Source organism: Bradyrhizobium sp. URHD0069 (assembly GCF_000701345.1).
GTDB lineage: Bacteria > Pseudomonadota > Alphaproteobacteria > Rhizobiales > Xanthobacteraceae > Bradyrhizobium.
Map to the genome: position 1 here is coordinate 69467 of NZ_KL370777.1, position 20838 is coordinate 90304.

At 61.2% G+C, this 20838-nt stretch carries 12 protein-coding genes; 4 read left to right on the forward strand and 8 right to left on the reverse strand.

Annotated elements, in window-relative coordinates; genetic code table 11:
• Positions 1 to 7539: VCBS domain-containing protein (locus N554_RS37020; protein ID WP_036055067.1), on the reverse strand; the 7539-nt coding region annotated here is incomplete at its 3' end.
• Positions 7540 to 8164: 625 nt separating this feature from the next.
• On the opposite strand from N554_RS37020, the gene N554_RS0134205 reads away from it, so the two are divergent.
• Complete coding sequence (locus tag N554_RS0134205; protein ID WP_081851558.1) at positions 8165 to 8962, forward strand: transglutaminase-like cysteine peptidase; 798 nt, start codon at positions 8165 to 8167, stop codon at positions 8960 to 8962.
• Between the two features lie 338 nt (positions 8963 to 9300).
• Here the strand turns inward: N554_RS0134205 and N554_RS0134210 are convergent, their stop codons facing one another.
• The 6 genes from N554_RS0134210 to N554_RS0134235 form a co-directional block, all read right to left on the reverse strand.
• Positions 9301 to 10500: an ABC transporter substrate-binding protein gene (locus tag N554_RS0134210; protein WP_029587560.1), complete on the reverse strand. Its 1200-nt coding sequence runs from the start codon at positions 10498 to 10500 to the stop codon at positions 9301 to 9303.
• Between the two features lie 81 nt (positions 10501 to 10581).
• Positions 10582 to 12420: an AMP-dependent synthetase/ligase gene (locus N554_RS0134215; RefSeq protein ID WP_029587561.1), complete on the reverse strand. Its 1839-nt coding sequence runs from the start codon at positions 12418 to 12420 to the stop codon at positions 10582 to 10584.
• Between the two features lie 94 nt (positions 12421 to 12514).
• Positions 12515 to 13294 carry an ABC transporter ATP-binding protein gene (locus N554_RS0134220; protein ID WP_029587562.1) on the reverse strand — a complete coding sequence of 260 codons (780 nt, stop codon included), beginning with the start codon at positions 13292 to 13294 and terminating at the stop codon, positions 12515 to 12517.
• A gap of 2 nt (positions 13295 to 13296) precedes the next feature.
• Complete coding sequence (locus tag N554_RS0134225) at positions 13297 to 14055, reverse strand: ABC transporter ATP-binding protein (protein WP_029587563.1); 759 nt, start codon at positions 14053 to 14055, stop codon at positions 13297 to 13299.
• Positions 14052 to 15203, reverse strand: coding sequence for a branched-chain amino acid ABC transporter permease (locus N554_RS0134230; RefSeq protein WP_029587564.1), 1152 nt, complete (start codon positions 15201 to 15203; stop codon positions 14052 to 14054). Before N554_RS0134230 ends, N554_RS0134225 begins: the two co-directional genes overlap by 4 nt.
• A 9-nt stretch (positions 15204 to 15212) precedes the next feature.
• Complete coding sequence (locus N554_RS0134235) at positions 15213 to 16088, reverse strand: branched-chain amino acid ABC transporter permease (protein ID WP_029587565.1); 876 nt, start codon at positions 16086 to 16088, stop codon at positions 15213 to 15215.
• Between the two features lie 306 nt (positions 16089 to 16394).
• On the opposite strand from N554_RS0134235, the gene N554_RS0134245 reads away from it, so the two are divergent.
• Together N554_RS0134245 and N554_RS0134250 are read left to right on the forward strand one after the other, a co-directional pair.
• Positions 16395 to 17150 (forward strand): ABC transporter ATP-binding protein, encoded by a 756-nt coding sequence (locus tag N554_RS0134245; RefSeq protein WP_029587567.1) that lies wholly within the window; start codon positions 16395 to 16397, stop codon positions 17148 to 17150.
• Entirely contained in the window at positions 17147 to 18673 is a 1527-nt protein-coding gene (locus N554_RS0134250; protein ID WP_029587568.1) for a hypothetical protein, read from the forward strand. The genes N554_RS0134245 and N554_RS0134250 overlap by 4 nt, the downstream gene beginning before the upstream one ends.
• Before the next feature lie 5 nt (positions 18674 to 18678).
• Here the strand turns inward: N554_RS0134250 and N554_RS0134255 are convergent, their stop codons facing one another.
• On the reverse strand, positions 18679 to 19653 hold the full coding sequence (locus tag N554_RS0134255) for an alpha/beta fold hydrolase (RefSeq protein WP_081851559.1): 975 nt from the start codon (positions 19651 to 19653) through the stop codon (positions 18679 to 18681).
• Between the two features lie 102 nt (positions 19654 to 19755).
• Between N554_RS0134255 and N554_RS0134260 the strand changes: the two genes are divergently transcribed.
• A complete protein-coding gene (locus tag N554_RS0134260) occupies positions 19756 to 20571 on the forward strand; it encodes an MBL fold metallo-hydrolase (RefSeq protein WP_029587570.1) in 816 nt (271 codons plus the stop codon).
• The last annotated feature ends 267 nt before the right edge of the window (positions 20572 to 20838 follow it).

Sequence of the window (20838 nt, forward strand, 5' to 3'; positions counted from 1 at the left end):
CTGCACCGTCCCGCTGATCGTCACCGATCCCGTTGGCGCGTCGTTGACGTTGGTCACCGCCGCCGTCGCCGCACTGGCCACGCTCTCCAGCGTGCCATGGCCGTCGGTGTAGTGCGCCACCACATCGATGGTATGCCCGACATCGGCATTGCCCAGCGTATAGGTGGTGCCGGTGGCGCCGCCAATATCGATGCCGTCGCGCTGCCACTGGTAGCTGATCGCCCCGAGACCATCGGCGTCCGCCAGCATGTTCGACGCCGTCAGCACCTGGTTCTCCTGCGCCGTCCCGCTGATCGTTACCGATCCGGTCGGGGGGTCGTTGACGCCGGTCAGCGTGATCGTCAGGCTCCCGGTCGAGTCCGCCCCGTGGATATCGGTGACGGTGTAGCTCGCCACCACATCCATGGTCGCACCCGCAGCAAGGTACTGGTAGGCGGCGTCGCCGGCGTCGAAGCTGTAGCTGCCGTCTGAATTGATCGTGAGGCCGGCGACCGCACCGGTCTGCGCATAGGTCAGCGTCGCCGTCTCGCCATCATCGACGTCACTGTCGTCGCTCGCGACCGTACCGGTGATGGTGGTGTCCTCATAGCCCGAATTGCTGCCGTCAACTGCAACCGGCGCGTCGTTGGTGCCGGTCAGCGTGATCGTCAGACTCCCGGTCGAGTACGCCCCGTGAACGTCGGTGACGGTGTAGCTCGCCACCACATCCATCGTCACACCCGCCGCCAGATGCTGGTAGGCGGCATCGCCGGCGTCGAAGCTGTAGCTGCCGTCTTCATTGATTGTGAGGCCGGCGACCGCGCTGGTCTGCATATAGATCAGCGTCGCCGTCTCACCGTCATCGACGTCACTGTCGTTGCTCGCGACCGTGCCGGTGACGGTGGTGTCCTCATGGCCCGAATTGGTGTCGTCAACTGCAAGCGGCGCCTGGTTGGGGGACGTTGGCACAAAATGGACCGTCGCATCGAACGAGGTCGAGGCATCGCCGCCGTTGGCGATGCCGTCGCCATCGTTGAGCGTGAACGTCACCGTGCGGTCGACCTCGGTCGAGTCCCACGTCTCGAAGCGGATCGCTTCGGTCAATGCTTTGATCGCCGCATCGTCGGCGTTGGCATTCAGCGTCACCGTCAGGCTGGTACCGCCAACCGACCGCGTGCCGATTAGAACGGCCGCTTCGCCGCCGTAACCGTCCGCATCGAACATCACGATGCCGCCGCTGGCGACCGAGATGACGCCGTCGTTGGCGATCGACAGCGCATCGCCGACATGGAAACCATCCGTCACCGTCGCAGTCAACGAGCCGCCGGCGTAGTTGATGCTGTCGATATCGCTCGCCGAGACGTCATCTACGAGCGCAACCTCCGCCCCACTCGCCACGTAGATCGACGCGCGGTCTTCGCCCGTGAAGTCGGGCGCGTCGTTGATACCGGCGACGACCAGCGTCACCGTCGCGGTGTCGGTCCCGCCATGGCCATCGTCGATGGTGTAGGTGAAAGTGTCAGTCGTCGTCTCGCCTGCCTTGAGCGCCTGCAGCGCGACGGCATGCGTCGGGTCGTAGCTGATGGTCGTTCCCGACACAGTCACCAGCGCGCCGTCGGCGCTGGTCGCACTCACCGAAACGATCGTTGGGTGATCACTGGAATCAGCGTCGGCGTCATTGGCCAGCAAGGTGGAGGTCGCAATCGTCAGCGTAGAATCCTCGCCGACATTAGCATCGCTCGGCCTGCCGCCCCACTCCTCGACATAGCCGCCATGCCAGTCCGGCGTTGTCGGTACGTCGTTCCAGCCTCCGCTGCCCTGGAGGTGGAGACCTTCCGGGGGGTCATATTCCCAACCGCTGGGCTCGCCGAAGTTCCAGTTCTGGTAAACGAAGTGGGCGCCTGTCTCCGGTCCAGTCACCCATTGCCATGTCGCCACCTGAGATGCATCCGAGCTGTAGCCACCAAGCCAGCCCCCCACTCCATCCGTCAGGGCGTGAACAAAATCCTGTTCAGCCTGACTGGTAATGGTCGCGAGATACGCGCCGTCCGATTGCGCGTCGTCGTTGGCCTCGGTCCAACTCACATTGGAAGCGACCAGCCGATAAAAATGACCGTTCGCGGAATTGAAGCTCCAGCCGCCGCCGGCAGGCGTCGATAGCGCGAGCGTGTCGTCATTCGCGACCGGCGTGTCGTTCACGCCGTTGACGTGAACGGTCAGCGTCGCCTCCGTCGTCGCCATGCCGTCAGACGTGACAATGCTGAACGTATCGCTGAAGGCGCCGGCTGGCGCCGCATTGATCGCGGTGGCATTTGGAACATAGTTGTAGCTGCCGTTGCTGTTGACCGTCAGTGTGCCATAAACACCGGCGATGCCTGTATTGACCGCGTCGCCCGTGCCGTCGATGGCCGCATAGGACAAAGTCTGTCCAACATCCGAATCATGGCCGATCAACGCTCCGGTTACCGTGCCGAACGTGTCGGCGTAAGCCGTGTCATTGATCGTTTTATCGACATTCGCAAGCGTCGGCGCGTGGTTCGGGGCAAACACGAAATCCTGCGCGACCAGGCCGGTAGCTGTCACGCCCGTAAGCGTCAGCGAGTTTCCGTTGCCGAAATTGATGACGGTATCTGCCCCGTACTGCGTCACGTTCAAATCGGCCAGCGAGTGGACGCCGGCGATCCCGGTCAAATCGATCTTGTCGCCTTGATTGAAGCCGGAAACCACGTCGGCGCCACCATTGTCGGCATAGACGAACGTCACTCCGGACGTAGCTGGACCAAGGTTCAGCGTGTCGTTGCCGGCGCCCAGATCGATGGTGGTGCCGTTTGCTTCTCCCAACGTCAGCGTATCGCTCGAGGCCGAGCCATGGATCGACTGGACATTGAACACACCGGCCAGCGAATTGATGCCCGCGTGCAGATTCAGCGTGTTGGTGCCGCCCTTGAGATCGACGGAAACACCGGTCACATTGTTGAGCAAGGTGAGCGTATCGCTGGACGCCGGTCCGCCAGGAAAATCGCTTGCGCTGATGGTCTCAACGTTCGTGACACTGACGCTGTTGATGCCATTGGCCAGCATAAGCGTGTCGTTGCCCTGGCCCAGATCGACGTTCAGCCCGTCGACCTTGTCCATCAGCGTGATGTAATTATCATCCGAGGTCCCGGCGAGGTACTCGACGCCTACCAGTTTCAAGGTTGGGAATAAACCTGCGCCCGAAGTCACTGTCAGCGTATCAACGCCTTCGGCGAGATCGACCGTGATATTGAAGGTATTCGCAAGTGTCGGCATATTGAAGGCATTCGCAAGTGTCAGCGAGTCGCCGGACGCAGTCCCCTTGATTGTTTGCACGCCGAACGCATTGGCCAGCGTATTGCTGCCGGCCGCGAGATTGAGGGTGTTGGCGCCCTGCGCCAGGTTAATGGACACACCGCTGACATTGTTCAGCAGGGTAAGGGTGTCGTTGGATGGGGCGGCGCCGCTGAAATCGGTGCCGTTGATGTTCTGAACGTTGACCGCGCTCAGCGTATTGCTGCCGCCGGCGAGATAAATCGTATTGTTCCCCGCGCCAAGATCGACCGCGAGGCCGTCCGCATTCTTTTGCAGGGTGACCGTGTCGTCACCCGAAGTACCGCCGACCTTCTCGACATCGGCGAGATTGAGAGAATAGGAGCCCGGCGATCCCAGCAGCACCGTATCGCCCGTACCGGCGCCGAGATCGATCAGAAGGCCGTTCATAGCCGAGTTGACACGGACGAAATCGTTCGCGCCGCCCGTCCGCGTCGTTACGGAATTTAGCGGGATCCCCTGGGTGAGCGCCGCAAGATCGATCGGGCTGACTGAGGTCCCCGACGCAACGAGAACGGTGCCGTCGGTAAACTGCAAAGCCTCGACATTGGAAAGAGTGTCGGTGCCGTCCCTGCCGGCAGCCGCATCCGTGACCTGGATTTGTCCCGCACTGAACGAGATCGAATAGTTCGCCATCGCTCCGGAAAACACCGCGAGGTCGGTGCCGGCACCGCCGTCGATGGCATCGTTGCCGCCGCCGCCAGTGAGGATGTTCGCCGCATCGTCTCCGGTAATGCTGTCGGCAAATGCCGATCCGGCCACCGCGTTGACGGTGCCTAGCGTTATGGTGTCCTTGCCGATCCCCGCGAGATCAAGTGTGGTCCCGGCTGCATAATCGGCTGAGTCCCGCGCCGAGCCGGTTGCGAGATTGACGGTCACACCTGCCAGTGCATTGTAAAACGCGACCTTGGTGTTGCCGTTGCCCGAAATGAAATCGTCGCCATCCATGCCTTCGAATTCGTTGAAGGTTCCGAACGATCCGGCATTGGTGCTGGCGCCACCAAATCCGGCCGCGTTGTAGATATCGTTGAAATTGGTTCCGCGGACCCCTTCAATCGATTTCAAGATATCGCTGCCGACAGCAGCGATGCCGAGAGCATCGATGCCAACGACCGTGCCTAGCGCCAGGTTGACGGTGATGCCGCCGGCGCCGCGGTCTGCAATGGTCGAGGAATAAATCGCGCGATCGAATCCGCCGCGGCCGTCGATGGTGTCATCGCCACCACCACCGGTGAAGTTCTCAGCGGTTCCCAAGGGGTTGTTGCTACCGTAAAGAAAATCCTCGTATTCGGATCCGCGAACGCCGTTGACTCCACTGAAGGTGTCGACGCCGATGCCAGCGGCATCGCCTGCGGCGGTACTGTGGGCATTGCCAGCGGCGATATCGACCGTGACGCCCGCCAAGGTGTTCGTATATTCAACGGTAGTGAGGTTATTGCCGGTGATGACATCGTTGCCGCCCATGCCTTCAAATTGATTGAAGGCACCAAGACTGCCGACATTGGCGCCGCTGCTGCCGAAGCCCGCCGCATTATAGTTGTCGTTGAAGTCGGTACCCCGGATGGCCTCGATCGAACGCAGGGTGTCATTGCCGACCGATGAGTCGCCAAGCACGGTACCGGCCGCCATGTCGACGGTAATCCCGCCGGTAACCGTGTTATCTACGAGCGGCTTATACACCACGAGGTCGTAGCCAGCCCGGCCGTCGATGCAATCATCGCCTGCGCCACCGTAGAAGACGTCAACGCCTTTCTGGTCATCGTTGCCGCTTAAACGATCAGCGAAGGCGGAGCCACGAACTCCAGTCACGCCGCTGAAGTCGTCATTGCCGACCCCGGCAACGTCACCCAGCGCCGTACCGTGGCCGGTCCCGGCCGCTAGATCCACCGTGACGCCGGCTGACGCATGATCATAGGCAATCTGCGTGGCGCCATTGCCGATGATGTGATCGTCGCCGCCCAGACCCTCGAAAAAATTGGTGATTGAGCCGCTGAAACGACCCGCCGTCGGAACGCTGCCGGCATTGTTGCTGGTATTAGAAAAACCCGTCGCATCGAACGTATCGTCGAAATTGCTTCCCACTATATATTCGATCGATTGCAGCGTATCCGTGCCGATCGACGCGAGGTCGTCGGCCGCGGTGCCATGAACTGTGCCCGCGGCAAGATGGACCGTAATCCCCGCCGTCGCATCGGCGTAGAGCGCCTTGTCGCGGCCGCCGCCACCTTGCAGCTGGTCGTTGCCGCCGAAACCTTCGAATACGTCATTCCCGGGCGTGCCCACGAGAATGTTGTTGCTGTCATCGCCGAGGATCGCGCCTGCGACAGGCACAAAATTGACGACACCTGTAAAAACGTTGCTGAGGTTGTGAAGCACACTGCCATCGTTGGCCTGGATCGAGAATGTCGGGGCCGTGAAGCTACCTCCCTGGACAAACCGGGCGTGGCCGGCGGCGAGATCCGCGGTGGTAAAGGTTGTGGCGTCGACCCAGGTGCTGCCGTCGAGCACCTGAAACTTGTCGCCGGAACTGACGTTCGAAACCGCAAACGTCAGGTCCGTGTTGTCCGGATCGATTACGCCAATATTGCTCGCCGTGACCAGCACCGTGCCGCCCTGAGACACCGTCAAAGTAGCCGCTGTAATCGTCGGCGCGTCGTTGACGCCAACGATGGTCACCGTCAAAAATTGGTGGATGGTGTCCGGTCCGGAACTCACGTCGAAACTGACGGTGACGACGACCTGATCGTCCGCCTTGAGGAAGGCGAAGCTTGGGGAATTATAAGTAACATCGCCGGTCGCCTGATTCAGAAGCACAAGGCTCTTGAGATCAACTCCAGCCGGTGCGTAAGCCGGGCCGACAGCGGAGACAATCCTGCCGCTGCCTGGAACGTATTTCACGACGACGTCATTGGGATCGGGATCAGTGCCCGTCACCTGATCCGGAATCCTGATTATGGGGTCGGCGACGACCGGCGTGATTACATTGACCACCGGCGTCACGTTGAATGTCGGCGGCGTGTTCAGCGGGGTTATGATGACGTCAACCGTCTTGACGATGGGTACATCGGGATTTGCGGGGTTAGGAGCATTGTAGTTGATCGGCGCAGGCGTCGGCGTGCCGGTCGGATTGAGAGGCACCTTTTCCGGGGGCGACGGCGGAGGAACGACGGGGTTGGGCGGAGTCGAGCCGTTGGGTGTGGTGCCCTGGGGATTGGCGCTGGGCGTATAGTTCGGGAAATATTGACCCAGCGCCGCATCGATGATCGCCTTCGCTTCGGGCGCGAGCTGGGTTACCTGCGCCACAGAAAGATTGCCGTTCGCGCTGTAGCTGGTGACCTCTCCGGCTCGGCTGATCGTTGCGATCGGATTCGAGTAGGTCAAATCGTTCTTGGCATACAATACATAGGAGCCGACCGTGCCGTTCGGCTCCTGCAGAACCTGGAATTTGACGGGAATCGATGATTGCGTACCAGTATTGGGATCTGTAACGGGAATTTCGAATCCGATTTCCACCAGCACCGCGGTGCCGCGGATGCCCATAGTTGCGACCGGCGTTGTAACCTTCATGTCGCCGTGTTTTGCGGTCTCGCCGGCGACGAACGAGATGGTCCCCGCCACCAGACTGAGCAGCGAGGAATTGTTCGACCCGTTGGCGTCGTAGACCATGTCGTTGAGCACCATTCTCGCATTCGACGAGAGAGCGAATACGGTGCCGTCGATGAAGGTGATGCCGAGCATCGAGTCGGAGCCGGCCTGAACCACGTCGCCTTTTTCGACGTTGTCGCCGTTGTTCAGGATGATCGAGACGCCGTTACGAATGGCAGTCGCGGTGCCGACGAGCTTGGTAACATGGCCGATGACCTTGCCGGCGCTCGCGCTGCCGTCGGCCTGCGCATATTGGACGTGCCCCGTCAGCGCGTTGACGATGTCGCCGGTGAGATGGGCGCCATCGGGGGACGACAAGGCAGCCCGCTTCTCGCCCTTGAAGTAGTCCTGCAGGACCAGTTCGTGATCGTCCTTGGAAAGGATCAGGTCAAGGCCGGACCGCTTGAAATCTCCGTTGAAAAGCAGCTGGACGTCAGGGACGATAATGGCGTCCGACGGGGCATGCCCGGCAGACGCAGAAAGGGTCTCGACGTGGACGTGGGCATGGGAAAGCGAGCCTGGGACGTCAGCAGGCAGCTTGGCGTCAAATTTGCCAGCAAAATTCAAAGGGCCACCAAAAAAAGGTTAATACTTAAATAACTTCGAAGTCTAAAAGCCTGCATACCATCGTGAACCGTATTGCGAAACCATCCCTTGCTTGGGCAAGTCTTGTGCAAGCTTCGCTTTGGCAGGACGCTGCGAAATATCTGCTCGCTCAAAGCTTGAGCGCTGATGTATTCAGAGCGGTTTCGGGCAGATATACGCGGCCTTGGTAATAAGAGATCAGGCCGGCTAATGTAGTTTGTCCTATAGAATGGGTACCTATACTTGTATCATCTCTTTCCCTGCATCACCTTACAGGAATATTCCGTCAAATTTCCCAACCAAAACTATGATCTAGATAAACAGGGCGAGCTGTTCCGCCAAATTAGCCATATCCAGTGGAAATCAACGAAAAAATAACCATGACACGCCTGTTCGGCCCCTGGCAATGCGCTTTTGCTCCCAGAACAGGCGATCCATAAAATTTTCAACAAACTAGCGAGACGGATTTCAGGCTGTTTCGCGCTTTCCAGCCCAAGTCGGCCGACCTTAAGCAGAATAAAAGCCCCGCCGCCCATCATCCCCTGCGAAACGATCCGGTCACGAGCGGGTTAATGAGCCTCGCCGAAGCCCGGACATGGGGCGTCAGATGGGGATATCAGGTCACTCGCACGCATGGCGTGCCGTTGTACTCGGTTGCGGCATGGCTTGGTTCGGGCCGGCAGCAGACCTCGCAGCCGGCACGCTCGATTCGAGGGAATCAACAGAACTGGCCGGAAGATCCGCCGAACCGTTCGGGCTTTTCGTTTCAACCTTGTCGGCGGGAGCGTTGCGGGAAAAATGGCTGGGGGTTGAGCGCAAGCTCGACGACGAACGGGTGCAGCTGGCGCTTTGCGAGGGCGACCGTGATCGCTGCGTGTCTCCGGCCGCCCTGCAATTTCTCGCCATCGTGGACAATGCGAGAGGCCGTGAGGGACGTGCCCGCCTTGGCGAGATCAATCGCGCGATCAACCTGGCGATCAGGTCAATGAGCGATCTGGCTCAGTACGGCTCGATCGACGTCTGGAGTTCGCCGCTCGTCACATTCGCGAACGGCGCCGGGGATTGCGAAGACTACGCGATCGCAAAATTGGTCGCATTGCGCCAGGCCGGCATCTCGCCGGACGATCTGCGGATCGTGATCATGCGCGACACCATCCGCGGTGAGGACCACGCCGTCACGGCCGCGCGGCTGGACGGGCAGTGGCTCACGCTGGACAACCGCCACATGGCGATGATCGAGGACGCGCATATCAGGAACTACCGGCCGTTGTTTGTCATCGACCAGGCGGGCGTCATGCAGTATGTCGACACACCCCTGCTAGCGATCGCACCGCAGCCTGATCTCGCGCCCTCCATAGCGCTGACCTTGGCTGTCCAGCCCGGCTTGATCTCATCTTCGAACTAGAATGGCGAACCGGACCGGAAAAGACGCGCACAACGCTTCCGGGGTTTAGCCCTGAGGCGGCGAGACGGTCCTCAAAGAGATTGACGCTCGGGCGGCTGGCCTCAGCTATCTTCCGCCGCGTGAGCCGACGATCCTCGGATGTGCTGCTGAAGGTGCTTCGGAAGCGATAATAAGCCGTTTGCTCAGGGCGGTTGAATACACGCGCGCGTCGGCGCGACAGCCGATGTTACCTCTTGCGGCGGAGGCGGTGCGCCCGAAGATGCAGGCCTCGAAAAATCGGGAGGGCTGCATGCGGGACCCGCGCGCAGCCCTCGGTCCTTGCGAGCCAAAGGTTCTCGTTAGAACGAGAGGCTGTCCTTCATCAGTACCCAGCGGCCGTTCTTGATCTGCTGGACTTGCGTGATCGTATTGGCGAGGTGATCGGTCTTGGAGAACTTGGTCGGCGGCGAGTTGAAGATGTCCAGAAACTTGTCGCCGGACTCCAGGGCATCAAGCATCCTCTGGCCGGTCAGGTCCTTGCCGGCCTTGTTCGCATAGTAAGAGAACGTCATCACCGCGTTGTGACCGATGATAGCCTGGGTGTTGGCGTCGGTGCCAAACATCTTCTTGTAGTTGACCAGCCAGTCCTTCACCTTGCCCTTGGCCGTATCCTCGTAAGGAATCTCGAAGCCGGACGCGGCATAGAGCCCTTCCACGGCTTCCTTGCCGAGGGCCGGCACTTCAAGCACGTTGGTCGGCGTGGCGCCGAGGAAGGTCACGTCCCAGCCGAGCTTCTTGGCTTCGCTCATGGCACCGATGGTCTCGCGGATCACCGTGCCGAGCAGGACCATATCGCAACCGTCGGATTTCATCTTGGCGATCTGCGCGCTGAAGTCGGATGCTCCGCGCTTGTAGCTGGTGATCGAGGCCGGCGTCACTTTCATCGCCCCGAGCTGCTGGGTGAATCCGTCGAGCACGTTTTTCCCGTACTCATCGTCCTGATGCAGGACGCACGGTTTCTTGAAGTTCTTCGCCTCCATCATGTATTTGAGCGCGGCGCGGGTGCTCTCGACGTAGGGCAACAGGTTGTTGAACTTCAGCCTTTCCTGCGGCTTGGCCGGGTCGAACTTGAAGGTGAATTCGGCTGCCGTCAGCGGAAACAGCTGCAATACGCCGGCATCGAACAATATGTCCTGCGCGGCGAGCACCGTCGGCGAACCCATCGGGCCGACCATGGCGAAGATCTTGTCGCGCTCGACCATCTTCTGTGACGCCAGCACCGCTTTCTTCGGATCGTAGCCGTTATCCTCGACGATCAGCTTGAGTTTGCGGCCGTTGATGCCGCCGGCCGCATTGATTTCCTCGACCGCCATTTTCATGCCGTTGGAAACCGGAACACCCCATACCTTGATCGGGCCCGACAAGTCCTGGTGGGTACCGATGACGATCTCGGTCGCCGAGATGCCTTCGTTGGTGATCTTGGTCTGCGCCGCCGCAGGCAGATGGGTCAGCGCAACGGCGCTCACCGCAAAGCCCAGCGCCTTGAACGATTTCGACATTCTAAGCCTCCTCTTCGTTGGCCCGTGTTGAGCGAAGGGTGGGGCCCTTCAGTCCTTCGCCGTGTTCAAACCGCTCGCTGCTTACGCCACCGCCCGCTCGCCATACATGGCGTCGATTTCGATCGCGTAGCGCTTATTCACGAAATTCCGCTTCAGCTTCATGGTCGGCGTCAGTTCCTCGTCCTCAGGCGTCAGCTGACGTTCGATCAGAAAGAACTTCTTGATGGTTTCCACGCGCGCGAAATTGACGTTCACCGCATCGACCTCGCGCTGGACCAGCTCCTGGATTTCCGCCGCCCGGCACAGGCTCGCGTAATTGGTGAAGGGGATGTCGTGGTCCTGGGCGAACTTCTCGACATTCTCCTGGTCGATCATGATGAGGCAGGTCAAATAGGGCCGCTTGTCGCCGATCACCACGGCGTCCGAAATGTAGGGCGAGAATTTCAGCTGGTTCTCAATTTCCGACGGCGTGATGTTCTTGCCGCCTGAGGTGATGATGATGTCCTTCATCCGGTCGGTAATCTTGACGAAGCCCTCATTGTCGATCGAGCCGACGTCGCCGGTGTGCAGCCATCCCTTGGCGTCGATGGTCTCGGCGGTCTTTTCGGGCTGGTTGACGTAACCCATGAACAGGAAATCGCCCCTGATCAAGATCTCGCCCTGAGGCGAAATACTGACCTCGCCCCACGGTACGGCCTTCCCGACCGAACCGAGCTTGACGCGGTCCGACGGCATCAGGGTGGCAACCCCGCAATTTTCGGTCTGGCCGTAGACCTCGCGCATGTCGATGCCGAGCGCGAGATACCAGCGGATCAGGTCCGGCGAGATCGGCGCAGCACCGGTGAATGCCAGGCGACAACGATCCAGTCCGAGCATGCGCCGGATGTTGCGGAACACCAGCCAGTAGGCGGCCCGGTTGAGAAGACGCAACGACAGGGACGGCGTATCCCCCTGGAGCCTGCAATCGGTCATGCGATAGGCGATGGCCAGCGCGCGGCGGTACGTCCAGTTCTGGAACGGAGTCGCATCCTTCAGCGCAATCGTGATGCCTGAATAGAATTTCTCCCAGATCCGCGGCACCGCCAGAAACGCGGTAGGCTGCACCTCGCGGAGATTGTCGGGCACCGTTTCCGGGCTTTCGGCGAAATTCATCACCGATCCCAAGGCTACCGGGATGTAATAGCCGCCGACCCGTTCGGCGACGTGGCAGAGCGGCAGGAAGACGAGGCGTTCTTCGCTGTCGGTGGAGGGAAGCAGATCGTTGGCATGGCGCATCTGGTGCGTGACGCCGCGGTTGGAATGCATGGCGCCTTTGGGCGGGCCCGTCGTGCCGGAGGTGTAGACCAGGATAGCGAGATCGCTGGCGCCGCGGCTCGCGATCATCTCGTCCCAAAGGGTTTCGCGGTTCCGGATGTGATTGCGCCCCAGCGCCATGAACTCGGCCAACGACAACACCATCGGGTCGCTGAATCCGGCCAAGCCCTCCATGTCAAAGACGACGATCTTCTGCAAAGTCGGACAGCGCACACGGCACGACAGGATCTTGTCGAGCTGCTCTTCGTCCTCGGCGAAAATCACCCGGGTAACGGAGTCATTGATGAGATATTCCACCTGGGCCGCGGAATCGGTCGGATAGATGCCGGATGAAACGCCGCCGGCACACAGGATGCCCATATCGGCAAACACCCATTCCGGCACCGCGTTGCCAATGATCGAGGCGACGTCCCCCGGCCGAAAGCCGGTGGCGTGCAGTCCGTAGGCAATTTCCTTCGATAGCTGCAGCCATTGCCGCCAGCTGGTCGGCTGCCAGACGCCGAACTTCTTCTCGCGGATCGCCGGCCGGTCGCCGCGGATTTCCGCTGCAAGCAGAAAGCTCTTCGCGATCGTGTCCGCGACAGTCAGCACCGCCGGTCTGGCCATGCCCGCTCCTCCCTCTCCTGGCCCGCTTCGGACGCTGGCTTTGACAGCCAGTCTTTTTCCCGAGGCAGCACCTGCATTAAACGCCAAGTCCTTTTCAACGCCAAGTTTTCTTCTTCTTCCAGCGCCGATCGCCCCGCGCGCCCGCTTCCTTGGCGCCGAGATAGAATTCCTGAATATCCTTGGAATGCATCAGCCGGTCGCAGGTGTCGTTCATGACCACCCGGCCGATTTCCAGAACATAGCCGTAATGCGCCGTCTCCAGCGCGACCTTGGCGTTCTGCTCGACCAGCAGGATCGACATGCTCTGCTCTTCGTTGACGCGGCGGATGATGGCGAAGATCTCCTTCACCAGGATCGGCGACAGGCCGAGCGAGGGCTCGTCGAGCAGCAAAAGCGTCGGCCGGTTCATCAATGCGCGCCCGATCGCGAGCATCTGCTGCTCGCCGCCCGAGAGCTGGCCGGCCGGCTGGTTGAGCCGTTCCCTGAGCCGCGGAAAATATCCGTAGACCCGCTCGAGATCATCGGCGACGCCGTCACGGTCCTTGCGCGGATAGGCACCCATCATCAGGTTCTCGCGCACGCTCAGGAAAGGAAACACCTCGCGCCCCTCGGGCACATGGCTTACGCCCAGCCGCACGATCTTGTCGGCTTCCATGCGGTGGATCGGCTTACCGAGAAATTCGATGGAGCCCTTCTGCGGGTCGAGAATGCCAGAAATGGTCTTGAGCACGGTGGTCTTGCCGGCGCCGTTGGCGCCGAGCAGGGTGACGATCCGGCCGCGCGGGACCTCGAGACTGATGCCGCGAATGGCCATGATCGGCCCGTAGTAGCTCTCGATGTTGCTGAGTTTCAGGATGATGTCGGGAGCGCTCATCCTTAGGCACCCAGATAGGCGGCGACGACGTCGGGATGGACCTGCACCTCGGACGGCGATCCCATCGCCAGCACCTTGCCGTAGTTCAGCGCGATCACGCGGTCGGAGACGCGGTTCACCAGCGTCATGTCGTGCTCGACCATCAGCACGGTGACGCCGAGCTCGGTCTTCATGTCGCGGATCCAGAACGACATGTCGTCGGTCTCCTCGACGTTCAGTCCGGACGACGGCTCGTCGAGCAGGATCAGCTTCGGCTCGGAGCACAGCGCCCGCGCCAGCTCGATCACCTTTCGCACGCCGTAGGGCAGCCCGGAAATCAGCTTGTCGCGATAGGGGGCGAGATCGAGGAATTCGATGACTTGCTCGACGCGGCGGCGATGGACTTTCTCGGTCGAGCGCACGCTCGGCAGAAACAATAGTTCCTGCCAGAGCCGGGTGGTGGAATGGCGGTGCCGGCCGACCAGCAGATTGCTGAGCACCGTCGCATTCTCGAACAGTTCGATGTTCTGAAAGGTGCGGGCGATCCCGAGTTTCGCGATGCCGAATGCCGGCTCGTCGGTGATGTCCTGATCCTCGAAATAAATCCTGCCCGACGTCGGGCTGTAGATCCGCGAAATCAGGTTGAAGATCGAGCTTTTTCCCGCGCCGTTGGGACCGATGATGGAAAGGATCTCGCCCTTCTCCACGGCGAAGCTGACGGCATCGACCGCTTTGAGCCCACCGAAATGCAGTGACAGATTCTCGGCGCGGAAATAACTCATCGGTTCCGCTCCGATTTCACGTAGATCTTCTGCCGCTTGAAAGTGGCGCGCTTGTAGAGCGGGAACAACTGGAAGAAGAGTTTTATCTTCAGCCACCGTCCGTAAAGACCGAGCGGCTCGAACAACACGAACAGGACAATGATCACCCCGTAGATCGCGCCTTTCAGGCCGTTGGCGGAAGCGAATGCGGCGACATTGCTCTGAATGTGGGCCGCGCGCTCGCTTCCTGCGCCAAGCGCGGCAGCCACGGCGGCCACGACGCCGGGGACGTCGTCCTTGAGGTACGTCAGGAACGGATCGATCATGACGATGAAGATCGCCCCCAGCACCGCGCCGTGCGGGCTGAATGCGCCGCCGATCAGAATCACGATGATGAACTCGATCGAGAGCTGCAGCGTGAACATCTCGGGGCTGATGAAGGACAGTTTGTGGGCGAACAGGCAGCCGGCAAACCCGGTGATGGCAGCGCTGATCGCAAACGACTTGACCTTGTAGAGCGATACGTTGACGCCCATGCTTCGCGCCGCCGTCTCGCTGTCGCGGATCGCGACGAACGCGCGGCCGGTCGGCGAACGCAACAGATTGAGCGTGCCGACGATCGTCAAAATCAACACGCCAAGACAGAGAAAATAGAATGCCGGGCTGTCACGCGGCACCGACGTGCCGAGCAACTGAATGGTCTTGACGCGCATACCCTCGTTGCCGTGCGTCACGCTTTCCCAGCGCGCCAGGATTTCCTCGACAATGAAGCCAAACGAGATCGTGGCGATGACGAGATAGATGCCCTGTAGCCGCAAGGCGGGAAAGCCGACAAGCGCACCGACTACCCCGGTCAGCAACCCGGCGGCCAGAAAGTAGACCGGGAAAGGGACGTTGAATTGCTGCAGGTAGGCGGTCGTATAGGCGCCGATGGCGAGAAAGGCGGCATGGCCCAGTGACGCCTGCCCGGTGAAGCCGGTCAGGATCATCAATCCAACGCCGACGGTGGCGTAGATGCAGACGAAGACCAACTGACTGACGATATAGCTACTGAGAACGAACGGCGCGATCAGTAGAATCGCAAGCAGAACTCCATAGGAAACGACGTAGCCGCTGTGCGGAAACAGCCTGATGTCGTCTTCATAGTCGGTCTTGAACATGAAGCGCATGGCTGAACCCTAGACTTTCTTGCGCATGTGGATGCCGAACAGGCCTTCGGGCTTGAGCAGCAACACCACCAGCAGAACGATGTAGGGCGCGACGTCCTTCCATCCCTGCGGCAGATAGAAGCCGGCCATGCTCTCGATCACGCCGATCAGCACGCCGCCCACCACCGCACCCGGGATTGAGCCGAAGCCGCCGAGCACGGCGGCCGGAAACGCCTTCAGCCCGAGCACCAGGCCGACATTGGAATGAATGAAGGTGATCGGCGCGAGCAGCACGCCGGCGCAGGTCGCGACCGCCGCGCTGATCGCCCACACGATCGACACCACGCGCTTGACCGGAATGCCCATATAATAGGCCGCCAGCATGTTCTCCGAACTCGCGCGCATGGCGGTGCCGAGTGTGGTTCGATTGAAAAATAGATACAGCAGCGCGCACAGGATGATGGTGGCCGCGATCACGGAGAGTTTGTCATAGGCCAGCACCAGGCTGCCGATCCGCAACACGCCCTCGCTGAACGGCGTCTCGATCTTGAAGTCGTCGGTGCCCCAGATCATGCCGACGATGGAGCGCAGAAAATATCCGAGGCCGATGGTCGCCATGATGATGGAGAATTGCGGATAGCCAAGGATCGGGCGCACTACCACGCGTTCCGCCAGCATGCCGAACAGCGCCATCGCCGCGACCGCCGCGGCAAATCCGAGCCAGTAGTTCAGCCCGAGCATGCCGATGAAGGTGAAGGCGAAAAACCCGCCCAGCATCATCAGGTCGCCCTGGGCGAAGTTCACGACCTCGGTCGCCTTGTAAACAAGGACGAAGCCCAGCGCGATCAAGCCGTAGACGCAGCCGAGCGCAATACCACTCACCAACTGCTGAACGAAGTCCAGCATTGCCGACATCCCTCCCCGATGCGGCGGCGATTCTTTTCGATCGCCTCTGGCGCATCTTGCGTCTGGTCGCTGCTCAGCGCCGATTGTGTCGAAAAGCTTCCAAGCAGTTGACGATTATACAGCCCAAAGCGCCGATCCCTGTCAACAAGCGCTCGTTGCCGTCCCGAGTTCGCGTTGCGGACAAATGTTGCAGCTTTGAGCAAGCCCGCGAGCATTGGCGGGATTTGCGGCACTCGATTCACCGCGCCGAAATATCTTTTGGTCCATGGTCCATCGGCAAAGCAAAACATGGATTGTCCCGACATCATGAAGCCCGAACAGCCGTCCGCGCTGCAAGTGCGAGGGTTAACAAAGCGTTTTGACCGCCTCGCGGTCGATGCGCTCGATCTCACTGTGCGATCAGGCGAATTCTATGCGCTGGTCGGACCCAACGGCGCCGGCAAGACCACGACGTTGCGCATGGTGGCGGGGCTCTCGCGGCCCGACGCCGGCTCGGTGGCGGTGTTCGGTATCGACGCGCTCAGCGATCCCGTTGCCGCCAAGCAGATGATGGCGTGGGTCTCCGACGAGCCGATGATCTACGACAAGCTGACGCCGGTGGAATATCTCGAATTCGTCGCCGGCCTCTGGGGCGTCGACCCCGTCGTTTCCGGTCCCTGCGCGCATGATCTGCTCATCTCGCTCGGCCTTGAGCCGCATCTGCGCGAGCGCTGCGAGGGATTTTCCAAGGGCATGCGCCAGAAGGTCGCGCTTGCGGGAGCCCTGGTCCACGACCCCCGTCTGATCATCCTGGACGAACCTCTCACCGGCCTCGACGCCGTCTCCGCGCGCCACGTCAAGGGATTGCTCGTCGATCGCGTCCGCGCCGGCTGCACCGTCATCATGACCACGCACATCCTCGAAGTGGCCGAACGCATGGCCGACCGGATCGGCGTCATCGCCGCGGGACGGCTCGTCGCCGAAGGCACTTTGGCCGAGTTGCGTCAGCAGAACGGGCACAACGATACCAGCCTCGAAGACCTGTTCATTGCGCTCGTCAATGTCGAGGCTGCCGCCGCATGACTTCAGCCACAGCGCTTACGTGGTTTGCCCGGCACGAACTGCGGCTGGCATGGCGCGAATGGCTCGCGATGATGACGGGCGGCCGCCGCGGACGAAAGCGCGGCGCGGTCATTGGCCTGATAGTCATTGCCGCGATCATGCACCTGCCGGCCTATGCGGTAGTCGGCCGGTTTGCGGACCTGCCGGCGCCGCTCGACAAATCCACCCTCATCGTCATCACGGCGACCATCTTCCTGGCCTGGGCCTTGATGCTGTCGCAGGCCATCGAATCCGTGACGCGGGTGTTTTACGCCCGCGCCGATCTCGATCTGATCATGTCTTCGCCGGTCCGGTTAGCCGACGTGTTTTCGGTACGCATCGCGGCGATTGCGCTCTCGGTGATTGCGATGGCGCTGTTGTTGTCGACGCCCTTTGTCGACGTTCTCGTGATCGGCGGTGGCATCAGGTGGTTCTCGGCTTATGGCGTTGTCATCGCCATCGGTCTGACGGCCGCAGCCGCTGCGATCGTGGTCACCATCGTGCTGTTTCGATTGATCGGGCCGAACCGGACCCGACTGGTCGCGCAAATTCTCGCCGCAACGATCGGTGCCGGCTTCGTGATCGCCCTCCAGATCGCGGCGATCATGTCCTACGGCACGCTGTCGCGGTTTACTGTTCTGACATCGGACGCCGCGGCGGCGTTTGCACCTGATATTGAGAGCATCGTGTGGTGGCCGGCACGGGCAGCGCTGGGCGATAGCGAAGCGATGTTGCCTCTGTTAGCGGGCGGCCTCATCCTGCTCGGCGCCGTGATGGCGATGTTCTCGCCACGGTTTGCCGACACGGCCATCAGCGCTTCGGCGAATGCCACACCTGGCCGCCAAGGCTCCCGCCCAAGAGGGTTCCGCGCGGGCTCGCGGCAGCAGGCGTTGCGGCGCAAGGAATTTGTACTGCTGCGGCGCGATCCGTGGCTGATCTCGCGGACCCTGATGCAACTGCTGTATCTGGTGCCGCCGGCACTGCTGCTGTGGCGAAGCTTCGCCGACAGTTCCTTGGCGATCGTGCTGATCACCCCTGTTATCGTGATGGCGGCAGGCCAACTCGCAGGTGGCCTCTCCTGGTTGACGATATCGGGCGAAGACGCCGCCGATTTGGTGGCGACCGCACCTCTGCCGCCCTCGCACGTAACCCGCGCCAAGATCGAAGTGGTGTTGATCGCGATCGGCGTGATCTTCGCGCCGATGATCATCGCGCTGCTATTTGCTTCACCGCTGCAGGCGGCGGTCACCGCGGTCGGCATCATCATCGCTTCCGCATCGGCTACCGCGATCCAGCTGTGGTTTCGGGTGCAGGCGAGGCGCAGCCAGTTTCGCCGCCGTCAGACCTCGTCGCGGCTGGCGACGTTCGCCGAGGCCTTTTCCTCGATCGGATGGGCCGCAACCGCGGCGCTGGCGCTGACGCTTCCCATTGCCGCGCCGATTACGGGATTGATGACCGCGGGCCTCCTCGCGGCAACATGGAAGCTCAGTCCGCGGCGCGAATGAAGGCGCTACTCTCCAACCAGTTCCATCACCGCAGCCGCGAATGCTTCAGGCTCTTCCTGCGGAAGGTTATGGCCGGCGCGGGGTATGACGCGATGAGCGCGGCGACGGGTAAACTTCGCGGCGGACGCGGTGCCGTCGGTTGCGGGCGAAACCCCATCTCCTTCTCCGTCCAGGGTAATGGTGGGCACTGAGATGGCAGGCAGCGCCGCCAGCCGGCGTTGCAGCCCGGCATATTGTGGATCGCCTTCAGCGAGACCGAAGCGATGGCGATAGCTGTGGATCACCACGTCGACATAATCGGGATTGTCGTGCGCCACGGCGGTGCGGTCGAAGGTCGCTTCATCGAAATGCCAATTCGGCGACCACTGCCGCCATAAGATCCCGGCGATCCCGCGCCGGTTCGCCGTCAGGCCGGCCCGTCCGCGCTCCAGCTGGAAATAATACTGGTACCAGAGCTGGACCTCGCGCTCCGGCTGAACCGGGACCATCGCCTTGCTAAGGTCCTGAATCAGATAGCTGTTTACCGACGCCAGGCCGACGCAGCGATCCGGCCACAACGCCGCGGCCACACAGGCCGCGCGTCCGCCCCAATCGTAACCCGCAAGAACGGCGCGCTTCACGTCCAGCGCATCCATCAGCGCCATCAAATCTGCGCCGATCGCGGCCTGCTCTCCCGAGCGGAGCGTCGATCGGTGGCGGAAACGGGTGGGACCGTAGCCCCGCAAATAAGGAACGATGACGCGGCGGCCTTTCGCGGCGAGCATCGGTGCGACGTCCACATACGAATGAATGTCATACGGGAAGCCGTGCAGCAGCAGGACGACAGGACCATCGGCAGGCCCCGCCTCGTAGTAGGCGATGGCGAGAACGCCGGCATCGACGTGGCGGAGCGGCTCCAGCCGCTGCGACGAGGGTGCACGCGCCGGGCTAGCGGATTGTCCGGCCCGGCCAGAAGCTGGTTGTGTCAATGTGAACTCCATCGCTGCGACCCTGCGTAGCGAATGCGGAAAATGCCGCCCATGACGGACGCCGGATTGCGCGATATTGTATCACCAGGCGTCACCGCTGGACGGACCCTTGTCATGCTGCGATCCCTTCCTTTCGTCTTTGCCATGTTGAGTTCGCTGGTCTCATCGGCTGCGGCCCAGGATGCTCAACGCAGCGAATGTCTCGCAATGGCGAATGCGCCGCCGCGCGCCACGCCGGTCAGTTTTCGTCGGCTAGCAGCGAAGACGGATGAGGTCGCGATCACCTATGGCGGCCATTCGACCTACTACATCGACACCCCCGGCGGAGTGCGGATTGCGACCGACTACAGCGGTGCCTACAGGATAGGCCGCCTGCCCGACGTCGTCACCATGAACCGGGCGCACAGCACCCATTACACGCTGTTTCCCGATCCCAAAATTCCGCATGTACTGCACGGCTGGGGCGACGACGGGCAGCCTGCGCGCATCGCTCTGCGCGTCGGCGATGTGTACATCCGCAACGTGACGACCGATATCCGCCGGTTTTTCGGCGACGATTCGAACGGGGAAATGATCAAGGACGGCAACTCGATCTTCATCTTCGAGGTCGGCGGCCTCTGCATCGGTCATCTCGGGCATTTGCATCACAAGCTCGACGAAAGCCATTTCGCGGCGATCGGCCGGCTCGACATTGTGATGGTGCCGATCGACGGCAGCTATACCATGTCGCTGGACGGCGTTTCGGATATCACACGGCGGTTACGCGCTTCCATCGTGCTGCCGATGCATCGCTTCATGACGCCGCTCGACGAGTTCATGCGCAGGATCGGCCAGCAGTTCGAAATCGATATGCGAACCGAGCGGACGCTGAAGATTTCGCGGGGCTCGCTGCCAAGCACGCCGACGGTCATCATTCTCGATGGGGTTTGACCATGCTCCGAACGGCTTCGACAAGAACAAGAAATCAGGGTATTGACGATCGATATCCGCCGGCAGTATCGCCGCATCAAAGGGTGGGCTCTATGCCGATCCGCGCGAAGACTGGCTCGCCTAGCGCATAAGAAATCATGATCCGCAGCGGCCGATCGCGATCCGCATCATCATTTGCCCGCCGATTTCACGATGCGTGAAACCGCGGCCGGCGCGAGGCCCGGTCTGGCCGCCGTCAAAGATGCCGCTGGCGAAAACGCGCTTGTT

Excerpts from the sequence above, each read along its gene's own strand:
- N554_RS0134250 (WP_029587568.1), top strand. The coding sequence starts at position 17,147 with ATGACTTCAGCCACAGCGCTTACGTGGTTTGCCCGGCACGAACTGCGG.
- N554_RS0134235 (WP_029587565.1), bottom strand. The coding sequence starts at position 16,088 with ATGCTGGACTTCGTTCAGCAGTTGGTGAGTGGTATTGCGCTCGGCTGC.
- N554_RS0134215 (WP_029587561.1), bottom strand. The coding sequence starts at position 12,420 with ATGGCCAGACCGGCGGTGCTGACTGTCGCGGACACGATCGCGAAGAGC.
- N554_RS0134210 (WP_029587560.1), bottom strand. The coding sequence starts at position 10,500 with ATGTCGAAATCGTTCAAGGCGCTGGGCTTTGCGGTGAGCGCCGTTGCG.
- N554_RS0134225 (WP_029587563.1), bottom strand. The coding sequence starts at position 14,055 with ATGAGTTATTTCCGCGCCGAGAATCTGTCACTGCATTTCGGTGGGCTC.
- N554_RS0134230 (WP_029587564.1), bottom strand. The coding sequence starts at position 15,203 with ATGCGCTTCATGTTCAAGACCGACTATGAAGACGACATCAGGCTGTTT.
- N554_RS0134220 (WP_029587562.1), bottom strand. The coding sequence starts at position 13,294 with ATGAGCGCTCCCGACATCATCCTGAAACTCAGCAACATCGAGAGCTAC.
- N554_RS0134205 (WP_081851558.1), top strand. The coding sequence starts at position 8,165 with ATGGGGATATCAGGTCACTCGCACGCATGGCGTGCCGTTGTACTCGGT.
- N554_RS0134255 (WP_081851559.1), bottom strand. The coding sequence starts at position 19,653 with ATGGAGTTCACATTGACACAACCAGCTTCTGGCCGGGCCGGACAATCC.
- N554_RS0134260 (WP_029587570.1), top strand. The coding sequence starts at position 19,756 with ATGCTGCGATCCCTTCCTTTCGTCTTTGCCATGTTGAGTTCGCTGGTC.
- N554_RS0134245 (WP_029587567.1), top strand. The coding sequence starts at position 16,395 with ATGAAGCCCGAACAGCCGTCCGCGCTGCAAGTGCGAGGGTTAACAAAG.